The organism is Metabacillus lacus (assembly GCF_009674805.1).
In the GTDB taxonomy this organism is placed as follows: Bacteria; Bacillota; Bacilli; order Bacillales; family Bacillaceae; genus Metabacillus_C; species Metabacillus_C lacus.
The window spans coordinates 1-16,366 of the sequence record NZ_WKKI01000043.1; the positions used below are offsets into that span (position 1 = coordinate 1).

Genomic DNA, 16,366 nt, shown 5'->3' on the forward strand with positions numbered 1-16,366 from the left:
TAAGGCTTCTAACCGTCGGTGCAACGGGATAGCCTAATCCATAACTAGCGGTTACGCTGGTGTTCTTAGGAATCCCCCACTTCAAACAGCTCGCAAGAGCAGTTAAGTGGCGGGTAGTTCAAAATGTCAATTACTTTGTGGTTTCCTCTTGCCATCTATATAGGATGGATGCCTATACAGCTTTTGCAGATACTCGCTGGTATCGGCAGCTTTATCGTGTGTATTTAATTTTTGGTACAGCTCGTACATGTACTTCAAGTACCTGGATGGGAAAATGAACTCGGTTATAAGGAATTAAGCGATTAAATGTGCTGGGTTCATCGGCTTCTCTCAGAAAAAACGAAAACATTCTTTTGAAGGTTAACTAACAATGTTGGGGCATATAAAGTTCTTCTCCAGCATAAAATTATATTTTTATAATTTTCAAAAAGTTGTATCATGCGTCGCTTTTGGAAAGTATGATAGAATAAATACTTTTTGAAAGGATATGGATATGGGCTTATTGCATGATATCAACGAATCAAATTTCAAAGCCGCCTTGGATCAAGTTAAAAAAGCCGGATTTCCGCAAAAAGAAGCATACCGGCTGGAGGTGCTGAAGAAAGCCGAGAACCTCCTTCACTCTTCAGATGGTATGTATATTCTTCTTCAATACGCGCCTTACTTTGATGAAGCTCATCTCTTTCTGGGCCGGCCTTGGGAGGACATGCAGAAGCTGCAGCCTTCACTTGTCAGAGGCACACTTGAAGCAGGTGGAACCTCTTCAATCTTTGAATTTCTAAGTAATTTGAGGCTGTTGGCCATTGCACTGGGTACATGCAAGTCTGAAACTTTCTCCAAAGTCGCAGCACAAAATTATTTGAATGATGTTGTGGCACTTAATTTTGATGTTCTTTATCCTAATGAAACAGAGGAGGGACGGGTTAAAAGCTGCAATCCGCTGATATTCCGCCTTTTTCAGTTCTTGTCAAACTATTTATCGCCACAGGCACTATTTGAAAAAATAACAGCTGAAATAGAAAAACTCTCAGTTCAGCGTCCCCTGACAATTGATAAAATTCTAACTTTAATTTCTTCAGGTAGGAACCTATCCCAACAGCATGCTATTCATGAAGGTGAGTTTGTGTACTACCGCTGCGCTGCGACGGTAAGTTCTGCAGATTATAAAGACTTATCAGCTCAAGAGCTTGTAAGGGAAGCTTGTTTTCAGCGGATGCTGATGAATAGAACAGGCATCGTATCAAATAGATATGTTCTTGTTCTGATTGAGATGCAGAAAAGAGATGTGAGCCTGCTGCCATATGGTCTGGGCTTGGGTGAAAAGGGATATCGTGCATATTTTCAGCATGAAACTCTTTTTCAAACATTATTAAGCAGCTGTTTGACCTCTGAAACACGTCAGGCATTATACGGATTCAATCAGCTTTTAGAAAGAGATATTTTTTCAGAAAATGTGATACAGGCTTTGAAAACTTTGGTGAATGCTGATTATTGTGAGGAAGCAAGAAGTACTCTTGATTGTAATAACGAGGAAGTAAGCAGGGCAAAGGCAGTGTCAGGTATACTTCATCTGCTAGGCATGCCGCTTGGTGCCGGTCAGGGGAATAATCCTGTCTGTCAGTCAACCAGGGCGCTTAGCTACTGGGCCCAGGAAAATCCTGCTTATTTGCTGAACATCTATCTTGCTGCGTTAGTAAAGGGTGAAATAGAGATTTCATACGAAGACAAGATCATTTCTTCAGGAAGTCTTTCTTTATATCAGCTGAATCATGATATCCCGCTGGATCCGGTTTCAATGATTTTGATTCCTCATCTACACGCCATTTATGAGGAAATGCTGAAAGTGACGGAAAACGTGAATGAAGATGTTCATAAATGGATTAATCCTGCATTTTACGGAGCAGGGGTACTAAAGGGTTTTGCCAGCTCTGTTCATCATCCGTCCTTTCTGCCGCTTTTTTACCTGCATTATCATTATTATAATGAATATACCAAAATCTCCTTGCCCCAGCCTGCGGGTGTCATGCTGAAAGACCGCAACGAAAGGATACTTGGTGCTCATGCCGTCTTAATACAGCGGGTCAGCCTGGATCCAGAAGGGCTGGCAAGAGTATACTTTTATAACCCAAATAATGACAGTAAGCAAACCTGGGGCAGCGGAATTGAAACCAGTGTCACAGGAAACGGAGAACTGCCTGGTGAATCATCACTTCTCTTCGACCAATTCGCCTCTTGTCTCTATGCCTTTCATTATCCTCAATAGTGGAGTCTGGCACCAGAAAAAAGCATACGGAAGGCTTCCGTATGCTTTTTTATATTTTTATTAGACGCCTGTTTCTCCAGCAGGCACTGGTTTCTTTTCCAATGCTTTATGTCCGCTGTTAAACATATATACAAGCCCGAAGCTGAGGAAAAGGATCACTGCACCCAGCATATACGGGAAGTTAATATTAATGTCAAATAAAATTCCTGCAAGAGCTGGTCCAAACATATTGCCGATGCTCATATACATATTGTTCATCCCGGCAACAAATCCTTGTTCATTGCCTGCCATTTTAGAAAGCAGCGTATTTAATGCAGGTCTTACAAGTGAAGTGGCAGTGAAGAAAATGACCGTGACGCCAAGGATGCTCCAGAATGAGCCTGCCATCAGCATGAATACCATTGAAATGGAAGAAGCGATAAAGGTCCAGTACATTACTTTCACTTCTCCGAATCTTGTCAGCAGTTTGTCAACCACCATAGATTGAATGAAAACGCCGACTAGAGCACCCGCAGTGATAACGATCGAAATGTCTTTTGGTGTAAAAGCAAATTTCTGATCTACGAAAAGGCCGAAGATGGCTTCAAAATTTGCAAGGCCGAACGTCATGGTGAATACAAGAATCAGCAGCATAAAATATGGAGCTTTAAAGGAGCGCTTCATTTGAAGGAGCATATTTTCCTTTTTGCGCTGAGAGGACCGTGCTGCCTCCATTGTTTCTTTGGAAAGTGTTTCCGGAAGCAATAAAATGGATAACACCGTAGCAACTGCAGCGATTCCCGCAGATGAGTAAAAAGGTACTCTCAAAGAGATTTCAGCAAGAAAGCCGCCGATCCCGGGTCCAATGACAAAGCCTAGGGACATACAGGCACCAAGCAGACCCATTCCTTTTCCGCGTTCTTCTTCGGTAGTAATATCTGCTACATAAGCCATCATTGGAGGAACCATAAAGGCTGCCCCTACACCGCCAAGAAGTCTGGAGACATACAGCATCCACATTTCTGTTCCAACTGCAAAGATAAGCTGTGAGAGTGTAAAGAAAAACAGTCCAGTAATGATTGGAATACGTCTTCCATATTTATCGGAAATTTCACCTGCGACTGGAGAAAACAAAAATTGAGTTAGTGCAAAGACAGCTACAAGGTAGCCCATTGTCTGGCCGCCAGCATTAAATTCCCTCAGGAAAACCGGAAGAACAGGAATGATTAAACCTATTCCTACCATGGCAATAAACATATTCAGCATTAATACTGCCAGCGACACTTTATTCTTTTTTAAAGACATTTCTTTCCCCTCTTTCACGGGTTTAAAATTCTTTCCCATCAGAGCATTTTACTACTCCTGCCTTTGGAATTCAAGCACTATGCAGTTAGATTTTGTTGTAAGGTCTTCTTTTGCGTTCATATTCAAGTGTATTCACCATGCACTTTGACAGCTTGTAGAGAGTGTTCCCAGAACGAGCAGCATATTATCATAACAGCAAATGATCTTATCATCAGAGGACTTTCTTTTACATTGAAATAATGAAAGCGTATTCTAGAGTAAAGGAGCTGAGAGCATGAGTGTGGATATAAAGAAACTGATATCTCAAATGACGTTGGAAGAGAAGGTAAGTATGTGTTCAGGACAGGATTTTTGGAATTTGCAAGGTATAGAGCGGCTTGGTATTCCTTCCGTAATGGTTTGCGATGGTCCGCACGGGCTTCGCAAGCAGTATCAGGGAGCGGCAGATCATGCCGGTATTTATAATAGTGTGCCGGCCACTTGTTTTCCTTCAGCGGCAGGCTTGGCAAGCACATGGAACAGAAATCTGCTCCAAAGAGTGGGAGTTGCTCTAGGGGAAGAATGTCAGGCTGAAGAGATTGCAGTCCTTTTAGGACCGGGGGCAAACATTAAAAGATCGCCATTATGCGGAAGAAACTTTGAATATTTTTCAGAAGATCCTTATCTTTCTTCAGAAATGGCTGGCAGCCATATTAAGGGTGTGCAAAGCCAGGGGGTCGGAACATCCTTAAAACACTTTGCCGCCAATAATCAGGAGCATCGCCGTATGACTATAGATGCCATTATAGATGAACGAACGCTACGTGAAATATATCTGGCCAGTTTTGAAGGAGCAGTCAAGCAGTCACAGCCTTGGACCGTTATGTCATCCTACAATAAAGTGAATGGGGAATATGCTGCAGAAAGTAAAAAGCTGCTTACAGATATTCTTCGCGATGATTGGGGATTTCAAGGCTTTGTTGTTTCTGACTGGGGAGCGGTCAATGAACGTGAAAAGGGTGTTGCAAGCGGTCTTGATCTTGAAATGCCGAGCAGTTATGGAAACGGGGAAGGCAGAATTCTTGCAGCAATCAGCAGCGGAGAGCTATCAGAGAAGGACCTGGATACAGCGGTAGAAAGAGTTTTGACAGTCATATTTAAAGCGGTTGATCAGCGCAAAAAAGGTGCTGATTATGATAGGGATGAACATCATCAGCTGGCAAGGGAAGCGGCCAGTGAAAGCATGGTGCTTTTGAAAAATGAAGGAGCAGTTTTGCCGCTTGCCTCAGAAGGGAAGCTTGCTGTAATCGGTGCGTTTGCCAAGCAGCCCCGTTTTCAAGGCGGAGGCAGTTCTCATGTGAACCCAACAAAGCTTGATGATGTTTTTCAAGAAATGCAGACCCGTTTTGGCAGCAGTCTTCTTTACGCAGAAGGTTATCAAATAGATAGTGATGACATAGATCAAGATTTGATTGAAGAAGCAAAGCAAATTGCAGAACAGGCTGATAAGGCAGTTATTTTTGCCGGCCTGCCGGATCGTTATGAATCGGAAGGCTATGACCGGGAGCATTTACACATACCTAAAAATCACCGCTTGCTGATTGAGGCGGTTGCAGAAGTAAATAGCCAGGTAATTGTTGTCCTAAGCAATGGAGCGCCCGTGGAAATGCCATGGCTCCCTAAGGTGCAAGGCCTGCTGGAAGGTTATCTTGGCGGCCAGGCGCAGGGCGGAGCAATCACAGATATTCTTTTTGGAGACGCTAATCCAAGCGGGAGGCTCGCTGAGACATTTCCTGTAAAACTCAGCGATAATCCTTCGTTTTTGAATTTTCCAGGCGAAGGTGACAAAACAGAGTACAAAGAAGGCATATTTGTTGGATACCGGTATTATGATAAAAAAGGAGTGGAACCACTCTTTCCGTTTGGTTTTGGACTGAGTTACACAGAATTTCAGCATAGCGATTTAAAGCTTGATTCAAGCTCTATAAACGATCAGGAAGCTTTGACAGTATCTGTCACAGTCAAAAATACCGGATCAGCTGCCGGACAGGAAGTTGTCCAGTTATATGTACGCGATGTGAAAAGCACAGTCATTCGACCTAATAAAGAGCTGAAGGGATTTTCGAAGGTAATGCTGCAGCCCGGAGAGGAAAAAACAGTCAGCATGATTCTTAAGAAAAGAGCATTTTCCTATTACAATACGGAAATCAAGGATTTTCATGTGGAGAGCGGCGAGTTTGAAATCCTGATAGGGAAATCCTCCCGTGACATCACGCTTAAAAAGAAGGTAATGGTGTCATCTTCCAACCCGCTGTACTCGGCGATATCCCGCAACACCACAGTGGGTGATTTGTTAGCACATCCTGTTTTAGGAAATACAGCGAAAGAGCTGCTTGCAAACATAAATGAAAAAACACCAATGGGAGGCGCTTCAGAAGAGGGAGGAGACGCCATTGAAATGATGGAGGCGATGATGAGGTACATGCCGCTCCGTGCATTAGCTAATTTTAGCGAGGGTACGTTGACAGAAGAGATGCTGACCACAATCATTGATACATTAAATGAAGAGCTGCAAAGAAAAGTGAACACATCTCTTTATTAGAAGAAGCCTGGTGACAGGCTTTTTTTTGTATACTGCAGACAAAACAAAAGACTCAGTTTCAACAGCAGCTTGAAATTGAGTCTTTGTTATAACAATATATGAAAGTTTGAAGTTCTCAATAAGCTCATATAGCTTTAGGCAGCCTTGATTTTTGGCTGATCGCTTTAAGGATAAATAGTTTGTCCTGTGAATCAAGGAGTCTCCAGCTTCCTACTTTAATTTTCATCATGTATCTCCTCCTTAAAATGTGTTTTTTTATTTATTACTCTTTAAATACCTCCATTTATTGCAATCGAAACTAGAAAACGTTCTCCAAATACTGAGCCTGTTCTACAGTGGTTTGTGACAGAAGAGGGGCATATTTTGGAAAAAGAGTGCAAATTTAAGGGGAAAGAGGTTTTTGAGGGATAATGGGGGCACATTCTTAACATGTTTACTGTCGATAACTATTCATTCTAAGGAGAAAAAATTTGTTAAAGGTGGTTTCGAACGCTTTTACAATGATACTAGAAAGAAAAAACTCAGGATGTTAGTCCTGAGTTCGTCTGCATTCACTTTAAGCAGAATAAGCTTTCTTTTCTTTTTTCACAAACTCTTTTCTTGAAGCAGGTTCCAGAACTTCCTGCCGTAGAGCCTTTATCAGGCTGATTGTCATTAAACCCATAATGAGTGAGAAGGGCAAGGCTGCAATAATCATGGTGTTTTGCAGCGCCTGCAGGCCTCCTGAGTACAGCAGGGCTAGTGAAGTCAAAGATAAAAGTACTCCCCATGTTATTTTCACAATCCTGTCAGGGTTTTGTGAACCGTTGGTCGTCATCATTCCAAGTACATAAGTACCGGAGTCGGCTGACGTAATAAAGAAAGTTCCAATCAGCACCATGGCAAGAATGGATAGAGTCAAGCCGAATGGAAAATTCGCAAGCACACCGAACAATGACTCTTCGGTAGCAAGATTAGAGATGACAGCAGTTCCATTATGCTCAAGATTTAATGCTGATCCTCCAAACACAGAAAACCAGATAAATCCGATAAGGGAGGGCACAAGAAGTACGCTTGCTACGAATTCCCGGATTGTACGACCTTTTGAAATGCGTGCAATAAAGATTCCGACGAATGGTGCCCAGGCAATCCACCATGCCCAGTAGAATATGGTCCAGCCATTAATCCAGGAGCGGCTTTCTTCATTCAATGGAGAAATTCTGAAACTCATCGTCACAATGTTTTGCATATATCTGCCGAGGGTGTCGGTAAATAGATTCAATGTAAACAATGTAGGTCCTAGGATAAACATAGCTCCAAATAAGATGAAGGCAAGAATCATATTTGTGTTGCTCAATATTTTGATTCCTTTACTTAATCCGGTTAGGGCAGAAATCATAAACAAAATTGTGACCACGCCGATTATGACAGCCTGCATTGCAAAATTCGAAGGAGTGCCAAACAGGTAAGACAAGCCGCCGTTGATTTGAACTGCGCCAAATCCCAAAGTAGTGGCTACGCCTACCACAGTAGCAATGACTGCAATAATATCAATCATTTTTCCTGGCACTCCATCAGCATGCCTGCCGAGAATAGGCTTTAACGTTGCACTGATCAGGCCTTTTTCTCCTTTGCGGAATGTAAAATAGGCCAGTACTAATGCGACAATACCATATATTGCCCATGCGTGTATTCCCCAATGGAAGAATGTAAACCTCATTGAGTCGATAATTCCCTGATCTGTTCCCTCAGTTCCTGTAGGAGAACTAACAGCATAATGGCTGATTGGTTCAGCAGTTCCCCAAAACACTAAACCAATTCCCATGCCTGCACTAAACAGCATGGCCAGCCAGGTTGGACGTGAAAACTCAGGCTTATCCTCCTGTTTCCCAAGCTTAATCCGGCCAATCGGGCTGACAAACAAATATAAACATACAAACACAAACAGTGACACAATAATTAAGTAGTACCAGCCAAAGTAATTGGATATGGCACCCTGCATACTGGCTGTAAATGCTTCCAGTCTCTCCGGAACGGCTATGCCGAGCAGGACGAGCATTCCTACAATTGCAGCAGACACGTAAAACACAACTGAAAATTTCTTCATTCGGTAAAACTCCCATCTTTGATAAATTCGCAGAGGGTTTACTTCAATTAATATCAAAAAGCAGTTTTTTCATTGTACTTTTTTATGAAGCAATCTGGAAAAATACCCTGTTATTGCGTCAATCTTTTTGTACAAAGGTTTCATTTTATGGAGGAAAAAGATACGTACTTCAAGGGGGTTCATTTTGGGAAATACTATATTAGTATATACTAAAATAAACTAATTGTCTTTTGAAGGCCTTTGAATTCCGTAAATTTGCACTTAGAAACACAGAGATAATGCGGGATTTCTTAGAATTTATTTTTTTGTTAAAAAAGTGATGAAAGGGTTAACATAATGGCAGGCGAGGTGAAAAAAGGAATGAAAAAACATCAAGTTAAACAAGGGGAAAATTCTCCTGAAAATGTGCAGGGACAATACGAGCAATTTACGGAAAATCTTCCTGGAAAGCAGGCCCATCAGAAGACAAAGGAGAGAGACTAAAAAGTCTGCTCTGTGAGACGCTAGTGTACTAAAAGTACATCAAGCTTCAGCCAGTTGTTTCTTTCTGGGACAGGGGAAGAATGTTATATTTCAATTATTGGTTATCGGATGTTTTCTAAATCAAAATAGTAATTGCTTTTCGAAATGATCATTCTTCCTGTCCTGCCAAATAAAAGAGCCCTGCTGCAGGGCTCTTTTATTTCGCAGATTGTTTTAGTTCCTCCAGCGTCCTGAAGCTCCACAACCCTGCAATGGTCATAAAGATATCTTCCTTGGCTATTCCGACTGCTATAAAGCCGTTTTCAAGTTCAATTTCATCGAGTGTTTCTGCGGGATACTGATCATTTTCTACCTCAACAGAGCCGTGAAAAACAACTTTGCCGGACTGAACCCATTCCATTAGCTGTGCAGAATATTCGTTATAGTCCATCCCTGGGTAAATAAAGCTTTTAAATTCATCAACAGTCATTGGCTCGGGATCTTCAACAGGTGTAAGCTCATGGTCTGTCATATCGGTTTCTGTCTTTGCTTCACTTTGCTGTGCTGTTTCATCTTCGCCTGCTTCAGAAGGCTGAGATTCAGGAATATCTTCTTCAGAAATTGTTTGTTCTTCTTCCTGAGCAGTCACAGGCTGCTGTTCGTCTGCATCCGGCTCCGCGGCGGTTTCTTCTGATGGCGTTTCCTCCGGCTCTTGATTTATCTCAGGCAAGGTATCAGAATTGCTGCAGGCAGAAAGCAGAAGAGTTAGCGAGAGCAGCATTGTAAAGATCTTTTTCATTGCTTGTTCTCCTTTAGTGATGTTTGAGAACATTATACCATTTCATTTTGTTATCGTGGTGTTTCTACTTCAGGAAAACAAAACGCCGCTGCCCGATATAAGTGAGAATTGTATATAAGCCTGAGCCAAGCAGAATGGCAATATCCTCAACATAGCCAAGAGGAAGTTCTGCAATTTGATGGATTGCCCAAGAGGCTGATTGAAAACCAACAAAATAAGCAAAAAAATAGCAAATACAAATCACGATCAGAAACCTGAGAAGAGTCTGGTGAACAGAGCGCTTGCTTTGAAACGTGAATGATCTGTTAAGGACAAAGCTGGAACAGGCTCCGGCAGCATTGCCGCCTAGAGTTGCGACCCAATAAGACAGACCGGCACCATGCAGAAGAATGAACATGGTGCTTAATCCTAAAGCTGTATTAATCAATCCCACCAATATAAATCTGGAAAAAGATGATTTTAACATCCCGTTACCTCTTATAGGTTACTGCCTTGCGCCTTGACAGCTCCTTCCGCTTCTCAAGTAATATAGTCGAAGGATTGGAATATAGATCTACATCAATGGCGTATTTAGGGCGTTTTTTAACTTCAACAAATACCTTGCCAATGTACTCTCCGATCATGCCGATTCCCATAAGCTGCAGACCTCCAAGAAACCAGATGGAGATCATCAGGGAAGTCCAGCCGGCATATGTAAAGCCCATCATTTTTTGCAGCAGGGCATAGCTTGCTGCTAGAACTGAAACAAAGAAGAGGGCGACGCCGAGCGAAGTAATCATCCTGATGGGAGCAACGCTAAATGATGTAATTCCGTCAAATGCAAAAGAAAGCATTTTTTTCAGAGGATATTTTGACACGCCCGCAGTACGCCCTTTTCTTTCATAATGAACCTCCGTAGACCGATATCCAATGAGAGGAACGATTCCCCTTAAAAACAGGTTTTCCTCCTGATAGTGTGACAGTTCTTGAAGCACCCTGCGGCTTAGCAATCTGCAGTCTGCGTGGTTGTAGATAAGGTGAATACCTAGCTTGTTCATAAAGTGATAAAAAGTTTGTGCAGATGTTCTTTTGAAGTATGTGTCTGTATCACGTGAACTGCGGACACCATACACAACGTCAAAGCCTTCATGGTATTTACCGACAAACTTTTCAATTACTTTGATGTCATCCTGAAGATCTGCGTCAATGGAAATGACACAGTCCGATACTGCTCCAGCTTTATGAAGTCCAGCCAATAATGCTTTTTGATGGCCGACATTTCGCGCAAGCTTGATTCCTGTTACACATTTATTTTTTATGCTTTCTCTGTAAATGATGCCCCAAGTGCGATCTTTGCTGCCGTCGTCTATAAACAAAAGCCTGCTGTCAGGTGAAATTTTTGCGGTATTCATTAATCCTGACAGGACTGATGTGAGCTCTGTGATGGATTTTTCCAGTATTTCTTCTTCGTTGTAGCAGGGAACTGCGATTGTCAGCAAAGGGAGCGTATTCTCCATGTTATTCCTCCTACTCATTCTGCACAGCCTCATACAAATAGATCCGCCATGCGGAGTCTTCGTGGGTAAATTCCTTTAGCAGCCGTAAGTTGTTTTCGCCTGCATTGAGAATTGGCACGCTTGAGAAAAAATATCGTCCTCCCATCTCCTGAAAAGCTTCAGTATTAAGCTGAAGATGTTTGATGGTTTTTTTCGACGTTTTTTTATATTCATACTTCTTGCCAAGTTCATCAACGAAGATATAACAGCGGCTTCCCCATTCATCAAAATAGCTGCGCAGCTTCCGATTTTTTTGAAGTTCTTTTTCTATTATTTTTCGAAATTGATATTTATATGTAAGCGGATATACATTGTTATACGTGTCCAGCGTGTAAAATCCATTGTACTGTGCAACTGCGGGGTGAAGGCCTATGCTTGCAACACGGTATGAATCTTGAGGCAAGCCGATAAAGGTGTTTATCTCCTGAAACTGCTTCTTTGCGAAAAATTCCTGAAAGGAAGGTGATTGGTAGTGGCGGCCGTACAGCCATTCTTCCTGAAAAGGAAGAAGAATCAAAATCTGGCCAAGTACTGCTGCCGCCGCGATTCCCCTCCAGAAGGATTTCTTTTTCCAGAGATAATGAAGAGCAATACCAAAAGAAACATAAAACAGCAACGGTTTTAAAAAATGAAAGCGTGCGAAGTTGAAAGTATTCAAAAGGTCGAATTTTTCTTTCAAAGGAATCCAGATCGTGTTAAACCAAAGAGCGTACCAAAATGAAATAACGTAGTTCAAGATCAGGAGAAAGAAAAAAAGTTTGTTTTCTTTTCCTTCCTTTTTAATCAACATGACCAAGGCAGACAGCAGCATAAGGGGCAGAATGATTGCAGTGTGAACTGTCATCACATGGGTATGGCCAAAGACAAAATTTTTGAATGACAGCTTGATGGTTCTGGCAAAGCCATGACGTGAGGAAATAAATTCACTTCTATGGGACACTTCCTCTGAAAAGAGCATAGAGTGGACAAGCCTGTATTCTACGAGCATGAAGACGCCTGTCATAAACAGAATACTGATTAGAAAAACAGGATTGGCATCTCTTTTTTTAATACAATCGTAGAGCCATAGTCCTCCAACTGCTGCTAAAAAAAAGAAGAAGCCAAGCACGATGCTTGAGTACAGAGGCAGCAGTGCGAGCGTCAGCCATTCCCTCCAGGAATATTGCCCGCTGCGAATGTTCAGAAAGGCCCAAAGTGCCAGTGGATGGCCAAGCGTGCTTAACATGCCGGACGGCCAAAATGGTGTGAGAGCGAAGGCTAATGATACACCTGCAATGATGAGAAATGCAGAAGAATCTCGAACAACATGTTTTTTTAGCAGCAGGTACATGCCGGTAAAAGCCACCAGGCGGGCGATCAGCTGACTGATTGCATAGGCAGTCATGGAAGGAAACAGCGCATGAAGCCAGACAATCAGGCTCCACTCTGTTCCCAGTGAATGCCGGGGCAGGCCATTGATAATCTGGGGAAGGACTGCGTCCAATTTTCCCAGCATTTGGCCGCTTTCTGTCAGTACCTTATACCACGCCAGATTGGAATCCAGGTTATCATGAACTCGGATATGTGCATGTTCACCCAGGACAAACAGAGGAGAAACATATAAAAGCAAAATGGCTGTGGAGATGCCTATATAGGTGAGTTCTTTATTTTGAAGAGTACGGAGCTTCATATATCACACATCCATATCAATTTTCGTCCCAGTAGTTTTCGCATTTATGGTAAAAATATGTATCTTTTTTAGGGAACAACCGTTTCATTGGGTTATAATGCATAAGAGGTGAAAGAACTGCCTGATTTAAAGAAATAAAATTGACAAAAACACCGCCATAAGGAGAAAGAGCACAGAGCCGGCAAAACTCAAAAGTTGTTTTGCAAAGGAAAAAAGTGCAGTCGGGCAGTGCAGGAGGAGGATAAGAATGAGTATGAAATGGCTTGAATGGGCTAAGGAGATTCAATCAATTGCACAGGCTGGATTGGAATATTCTAAAGATATGTATGACATTGAACGGTTTCATCAGCTTAGGAAGATCAGCGCAGATATTATGAGTGAATACACTGAAGAACCGATGGAAAAAGTGGTGAAGCTGTTTACCAATGAAACCGGCTATCAAACACCTAAAGTTGACGTAAGAGGTGTAATTTTTAAGGAAGGTAAAATTCTTCTTGTAAAAGAAAAGCTCGATGGATGCTGGTCGATTCCTGGCGGCTGGGGTGATATCGGTTTTTCACCTTCAGAAGTGGCTGTAAAAGAAATTCGGGAAGAAACCGGGTTTGAGTCAAAAGCAGTCAGACTGCTGGGCGTTCTTGATAAAAAATGTCATCCCCATCCTCCGTCTCCTTATCATACATATAAAATTTTTATTCTTTGCAGTATCACAGGCGGACAAGCATCCGGAGGAATGGAAACAGAAGGGGTCGGTTTCTTTGCAGTGGATGAACTTCCAGAGCTATCTGTCGAGCGGAATACTGAAAATCAGATACAGACTCTGTTTGAATTTTTAGAGAATCCGGAGCGGAGCGTATTGCTGGATTAATCGTTTCATAGATAGTCAGACAACTAGAAAAACACTTAAGGAGTAGAGAAGATGACAGGTAAAACACATATTATAGGCGGAGTCGCTGCTGGAGCGGCCTTTGTACACTTTTTTCAGGGAGATCCTGCTGCTGCAGTCAGTGCTGCAGCGCTTGGAGCCCTGATTCCCGACATATGCCATGGAGGCAGCAAAATTGGAAGGAAAATGCCCCTGCTCTCGAAAGCAGTGAATACTATTTTTGGACATAGAACTTTTACACACAGTCTCCTATTTCTCATATTGGCGAATATGCTGTTTACTTTCCTGATTAGCAATGCTGATATCAGGGCCGGTTTACTTGCAGGAATGGCCAGCCATTTGCTGCTGGATGCATGCACGAAGAACGGAATCAAGCTGTTTTACCCGCTCTCGTTAACCGTCCGTCTGCCAATGACAATGAAAACAGGCGGAGCTGGTGAGCAGCTGATTCTGCTTCTTTTATCACTGCTGACCATTTATTTTGGAAAAGATCTGGTTGTAGCTTATTTGTAGAAAAAGGAGCCAGCTGGCTCCTTTTCTATTCAAGTATTTCGCCTTTGCTGTAGTCTTTCAAAAACTGCGCTACAACATCTTCTGACTCTCCTGCTGCCTCGTGCACACCTATCAGCAATTCATTGCGTGCTGCAACCGGCCTGATACTTACATTATTCAACCTGTTAATAGTAAATAGAACATGGCTATACAACTAACGCAGAAGTATTTCATCAAAAGATGCTAGTAAATTGTTTTATGCTATAATATGATAGAAAAGTAACCATAAATTGGTAAAAGGGAGTGTGTACATGAAGATTTCAGCGTTTACTGTGGGTGTTGCAGGAGTTTTTTCATTATTTCTTGGACTAAGTGGTGTGTTAGCAAAAGAACAAGTTGATATTCATGGTGGAGATAAAATGAATGTTTTTACAGCAGAAGAACAAGAAGCAATGGAAGATAAAGTTAGAGATGGCAGAAACCTTAAAGTAGTTATAACAGCAGAAGAACAAAATATAGTAGAAAACTCATTAGCTTCCACAGGTTTTGTTCCACAAGAAAATGGGCCAGGGTTTTATTTTTCAAAAAAGAAGTAAATTCAGTTACTAAAGTAGCAGTGGAAAGAGTTAAATACCTTTTGCTGATATTGAATGAAAGGTGCAGTTGATTTGACTGCCCTTTTGGAACAGAATTTCCAAGTCTAAAATTCTGGTTCAGCATCTCAATTTCAATAAGCGTAACATTTTCGCTTATTGAGGAAAATTCATGAAAAAAGCCCTGAATAGCCGGAGACATTCCGTCTATTGACTCCTAGAAGCTTAAATTGGATGGTTTTTCACTAGCATAATCGGAAAAGTATCCCTTATATTTAATCAAAAAAGCGTTTTTCTGGGTGTAGCCGGAAAAGCTCCGTTTATTTTCTACAATGGCTCATCCTTCCCCTGATGGGACACTCTTTCATACAAAACCTCCAAGTGATCATCCTACCGGTTTGGCTTTATTTCTTCAGGTACAGCGGGATGATTAATCAACAAAAATGACTGGTGAAAAATCAAAATAAAAACTGCAATAGAGTTTTTGAAATCAATTCAATTTTTGTGAATGGCTGCCATATCATTTTGAATCATCCCTTATCTCTTTTATAATAGTATCGTAATCACCAAACATATAAAACGAGAGGAGCACGTAATAATGGCAAATATCGTTTTTGTATCTCCGAATAAGTACATTCAAGGAAAAGGTGCACTAAAAGAGTTAGGTGAGAATGTAAAAGAGCTGGGAAGCAAGCCTTTGCTGCTTTCAGATGAAATTGTGTGGGACATAACGAAGGATGTGGTTTCCGACAGCCTCTCTACACAGAGTATAGAGTATCATTTTGTCAGTTTTAATGGTGAAGCATCTTTTAATGAAGTAAACCGGATCGTTGAAGAGGGAAAAACAAACGAAGTTGATTTTGTGATCGGCATTGGCGGCGGGAAAACTCTTGATACTGCCAAAGCAGTAGCAGATGGCTTGAATACAGGCATTGTCATTGTACCGACCACCGCTTCAACAGACGCGCCTACCAGTGCTTTGTCTGTGATTTACTCTGATGAAGGTGTTTTTGAATCTTATAAATTTTATAATAAAAATCCTGATCTTGTTCTTGTGGATACTGCAGTTGTTGCGAAAGCTCCTGCCCGCCTGTTTGCTTCGGGAATCGCAGATGCGATGGCAACATGGGTGGAAGCCAGAGCAACTATTAAGAGCGGCGGCTCAGCAATGGCGGGCGGGCGGACAAGCATTGCCGCAGCATCCATTGCAAGGGCTTGTGAGGAAACGCTCTTTCAATACGCACTGCCAGCTTACAAAGCTGTACAAAAGGGGCTTGTAACACCACAGGTAGAGGCAGTCGTAGAAGCGAACACACTGCTTTCCGGACTGGGCTTTGAAAGCGGAGGGCTGGCCGCTGCTCATGCAATTCACAATGGCTTTACTGTTCTTGAAGGAGACATTCACCATTTAACACACGGCGAAAAAGTAGCTTACGGTACCCTTGTACAGTTAATGCTCGAACTTCATCCAGAAGAAGAATTGTTAAAGTATATTTCTTTCTACAAAGAACTTGGTCTTCCAACGACACTTAAAGATCTTCACCTTGAGGGAGTCTCATATGAAGAATTATTAAGAGTCGGAGAAGCTTCTACACAGGCAGGGGAGACAATGGGCAACTTGTCAGCGGATATTAGTGCAGAAGATGTAGCAAACGCTATTCTTGCTGTTGACCAGCTAAGCAGCTAAATTCCTCAAATTTTTCTATTACAAAATACAGT

14 protein-coding genes are annotated in these 16,366 nt (G+C 42.0%); 7 read left to right on the forward strand and 7 right to left on the reverse strand.

Annotated features, from left to right (window positions below; genetic code table 11):
• Window positions 1–493 precede the first annotated feature (493 nt).
• Window positions 494–2,263, forward strand: a complete 1,770-nt coding sequence (locus GJU40_RS16530; protein WP_154309178.1) for a hypothetical protein — start codon at window positions 494–496, stop codon at window positions 2,261–2,263.
• 60 nt (window positions 2,264–2,323) lie between these two features.
• Here the strand turns inward: GJU40_RS16530 and GJU40_RS16535 are convergent, their stop codons facing one another.
• Window positions 2,324–3,547 carry an MFS transporter gene (locus GJU40_RS16535; RefSeq protein ID WP_154309179.1) on the reverse strand — a complete coding sequence of 408 codons (1,224 nt, stop codon included), beginning with the start codon at window positions 3,545–3,547 and terminating at the stop codon, window positions 2,324–2,326.
• A 274-nt stretch (window positions 3,548–3,821) separates the two neighbouring features.
• Here GJU40_RS16535 and GJU40_RS16540 point away from each other — a divergent pair, with 274 nt between their 5' ends.
• Window positions 3,822–6,128 carry a glycoside hydrolase family 3 C-terminal domain-containing protein gene (locus GJU40_RS16540; protein ID WP_154309180.1) on the forward strand — a complete coding sequence of 769 codons (2,307 nt, stop codon included), beginning with the start codon at window positions 3,822–3,824 and terminating at the stop codon, window positions 6,126–6,128.
• Between the two features lie 556 nt (window positions 6,129–6,684).
• On the opposite strand, the gene GJU40_RS16545 is transcribed toward GJU40_RS16540, so the two are convergent.
• Window positions 6,685–8,214 carry a glycine betaine uptake BCCT transporter gene (locus tag GJU40_RS16545; RefSeq protein ID WP_154309181.1) on the reverse strand — a complete coding sequence of 510 codons (1,530 nt, stop codon included), beginning with the start codon at window positions 8,212–8,214 and terminating at the stop codon, window positions 6,685–6,687.
• A 360-nt stretch (window positions 8,215–8,574) separates the two neighbouring features.
• On the opposite strand from GJU40_RS16545, the gene GJU40_RS21280 reads away from it, so the two are divergent.
• On the forward strand, window positions 8,575–8,697 hold the full coding sequence (locus GJU40_RS21280; protein WP_281350735.1) for a hypothetical protein: 123 nt from the start codon (window positions 8,575–8,577) through the stop codon (window positions 8,695–8,697).
• 196 nt (window positions 8,698–8,893) lie between these two features.
• Here GJU40_RS21280 and GJU40_RS16550 read toward each other — a convergent pair whose 3' ends face one another.
• The 4 genes from GJU40_RS16550 to GJU40_RS16565 form a co-directional block, all read right to left on the reverse strand.
• A complete protein-coding gene (locus GJU40_RS16550; protein ID WP_154309182.1) occupies window positions 8,894–9,475 on the reverse strand; it encodes a hypothetical protein in 582 nt (193 codons plus the stop codon).
• Window positions 9,476–9,539: 64 nt separating this feature from the next.
• On the reverse strand, window positions 9,540–9,941 hold the full coding sequence (locus GJU40_RS16555; protein WP_154309183.1) for a GtrA family protein: 402 nt from the start codon (window positions 9,939–9,941) through the stop codon (window positions 9,540–9,542).
• Window positions 9,942–9,945: 4 nt separating this feature from the next.
• Entirely contained in the window at window positions 9,946–10,971 is a 1,026-nt protein-coding gene (locus tag GJU40_RS16560; RefSeq protein WP_154309184.1) for a glycosyltransferase family 2 protein, read from the reverse strand.
• A gap of 10 nt (window positions 10,972–10,981) precedes the next feature.
• On the reverse strand, window positions 10,982–12,679 hold the full coding sequence (locus tag GJU40_RS16565; protein ID WP_154309185.1) for a DUF6044 family protein: 1,698 nt from the start codon (window positions 12,677–12,679) through the stop codon (window positions 10,982–10,984).
• 247 nt (window positions 12,680–12,926) lie between these two features.
• Between GJU40_RS16565 and GJU40_RS16570 the strand changes: the two genes are divergently transcribed.
• Together GJU40_RS16570 and GJU40_RS16575 are read left to right on the forward strand one after the other, a co-directional pair.
• A complete protein-coding gene (locus tag GJU40_RS16570) occupies window positions 12,927–13,544 on the forward strand; it encodes an NUDIX hydrolase (RefSeq protein WP_154309186.1) in 618 nt (205 codons plus the stop codon).
• A 51-nt stretch (window positions 13,545–13,595) separates the two neighbouring features.
• Window positions 13,596–14,075 carry a metal-dependent hydrolase gene (locus tag GJU40_RS16575; protein WP_154309187.1) on the forward strand — a complete coding sequence of 160 codons (480 nt, stop codon included), beginning with the start codon at window positions 13,596–13,598 and terminating at the stop codon, window positions 14,073–14,075.
• 25 nt (window positions 14,076–14,100) lie between these two features.
• Here GJU40_RS16575 and GJU40_RS21285 read toward each other — a convergent pair whose 3' ends face one another.
• A complete protein-coding gene (locus GJU40_RS21285) occupies window positions 14,101–14,235 on the reverse strand; it encodes a hypothetical protein (protein WP_281350737.1) in 135 nt (44 codons plus the stop codon).
• 130 nt (window positions 14,236–14,365) lie between these two features.
• Between GJU40_RS21285 and GJU40_RS16580 the strand changes: the two genes are divergently transcribed.
• Together GJU40_RS16580 and GJU40_RS16585 are read left to right on the forward strand one after the other, a co-directional pair.
• Entirely contained in the window at window positions 14,366–14,650 is a 285-nt protein-coding gene (locus GJU40_RS16580) for a hypothetical protein (protein ID WP_154309188.1), read from the forward strand.
• A gap of 595 nt (window positions 14,651–15,245) precedes the next feature.
• Window positions 15,246–16,334 (forward strand): glycerol dehydrogenase, encoded by a 1,089-nt coding sequence (locus GJU40_RS16585; RefSeq protein WP_154309189.1) that lies wholly within the window; start codon window positions 15,246–15,248, stop codon window positions 16,332–16,334.
• The last annotated feature ends 32 nt before the right edge of the window (window positions 16,335–16,366 follow it).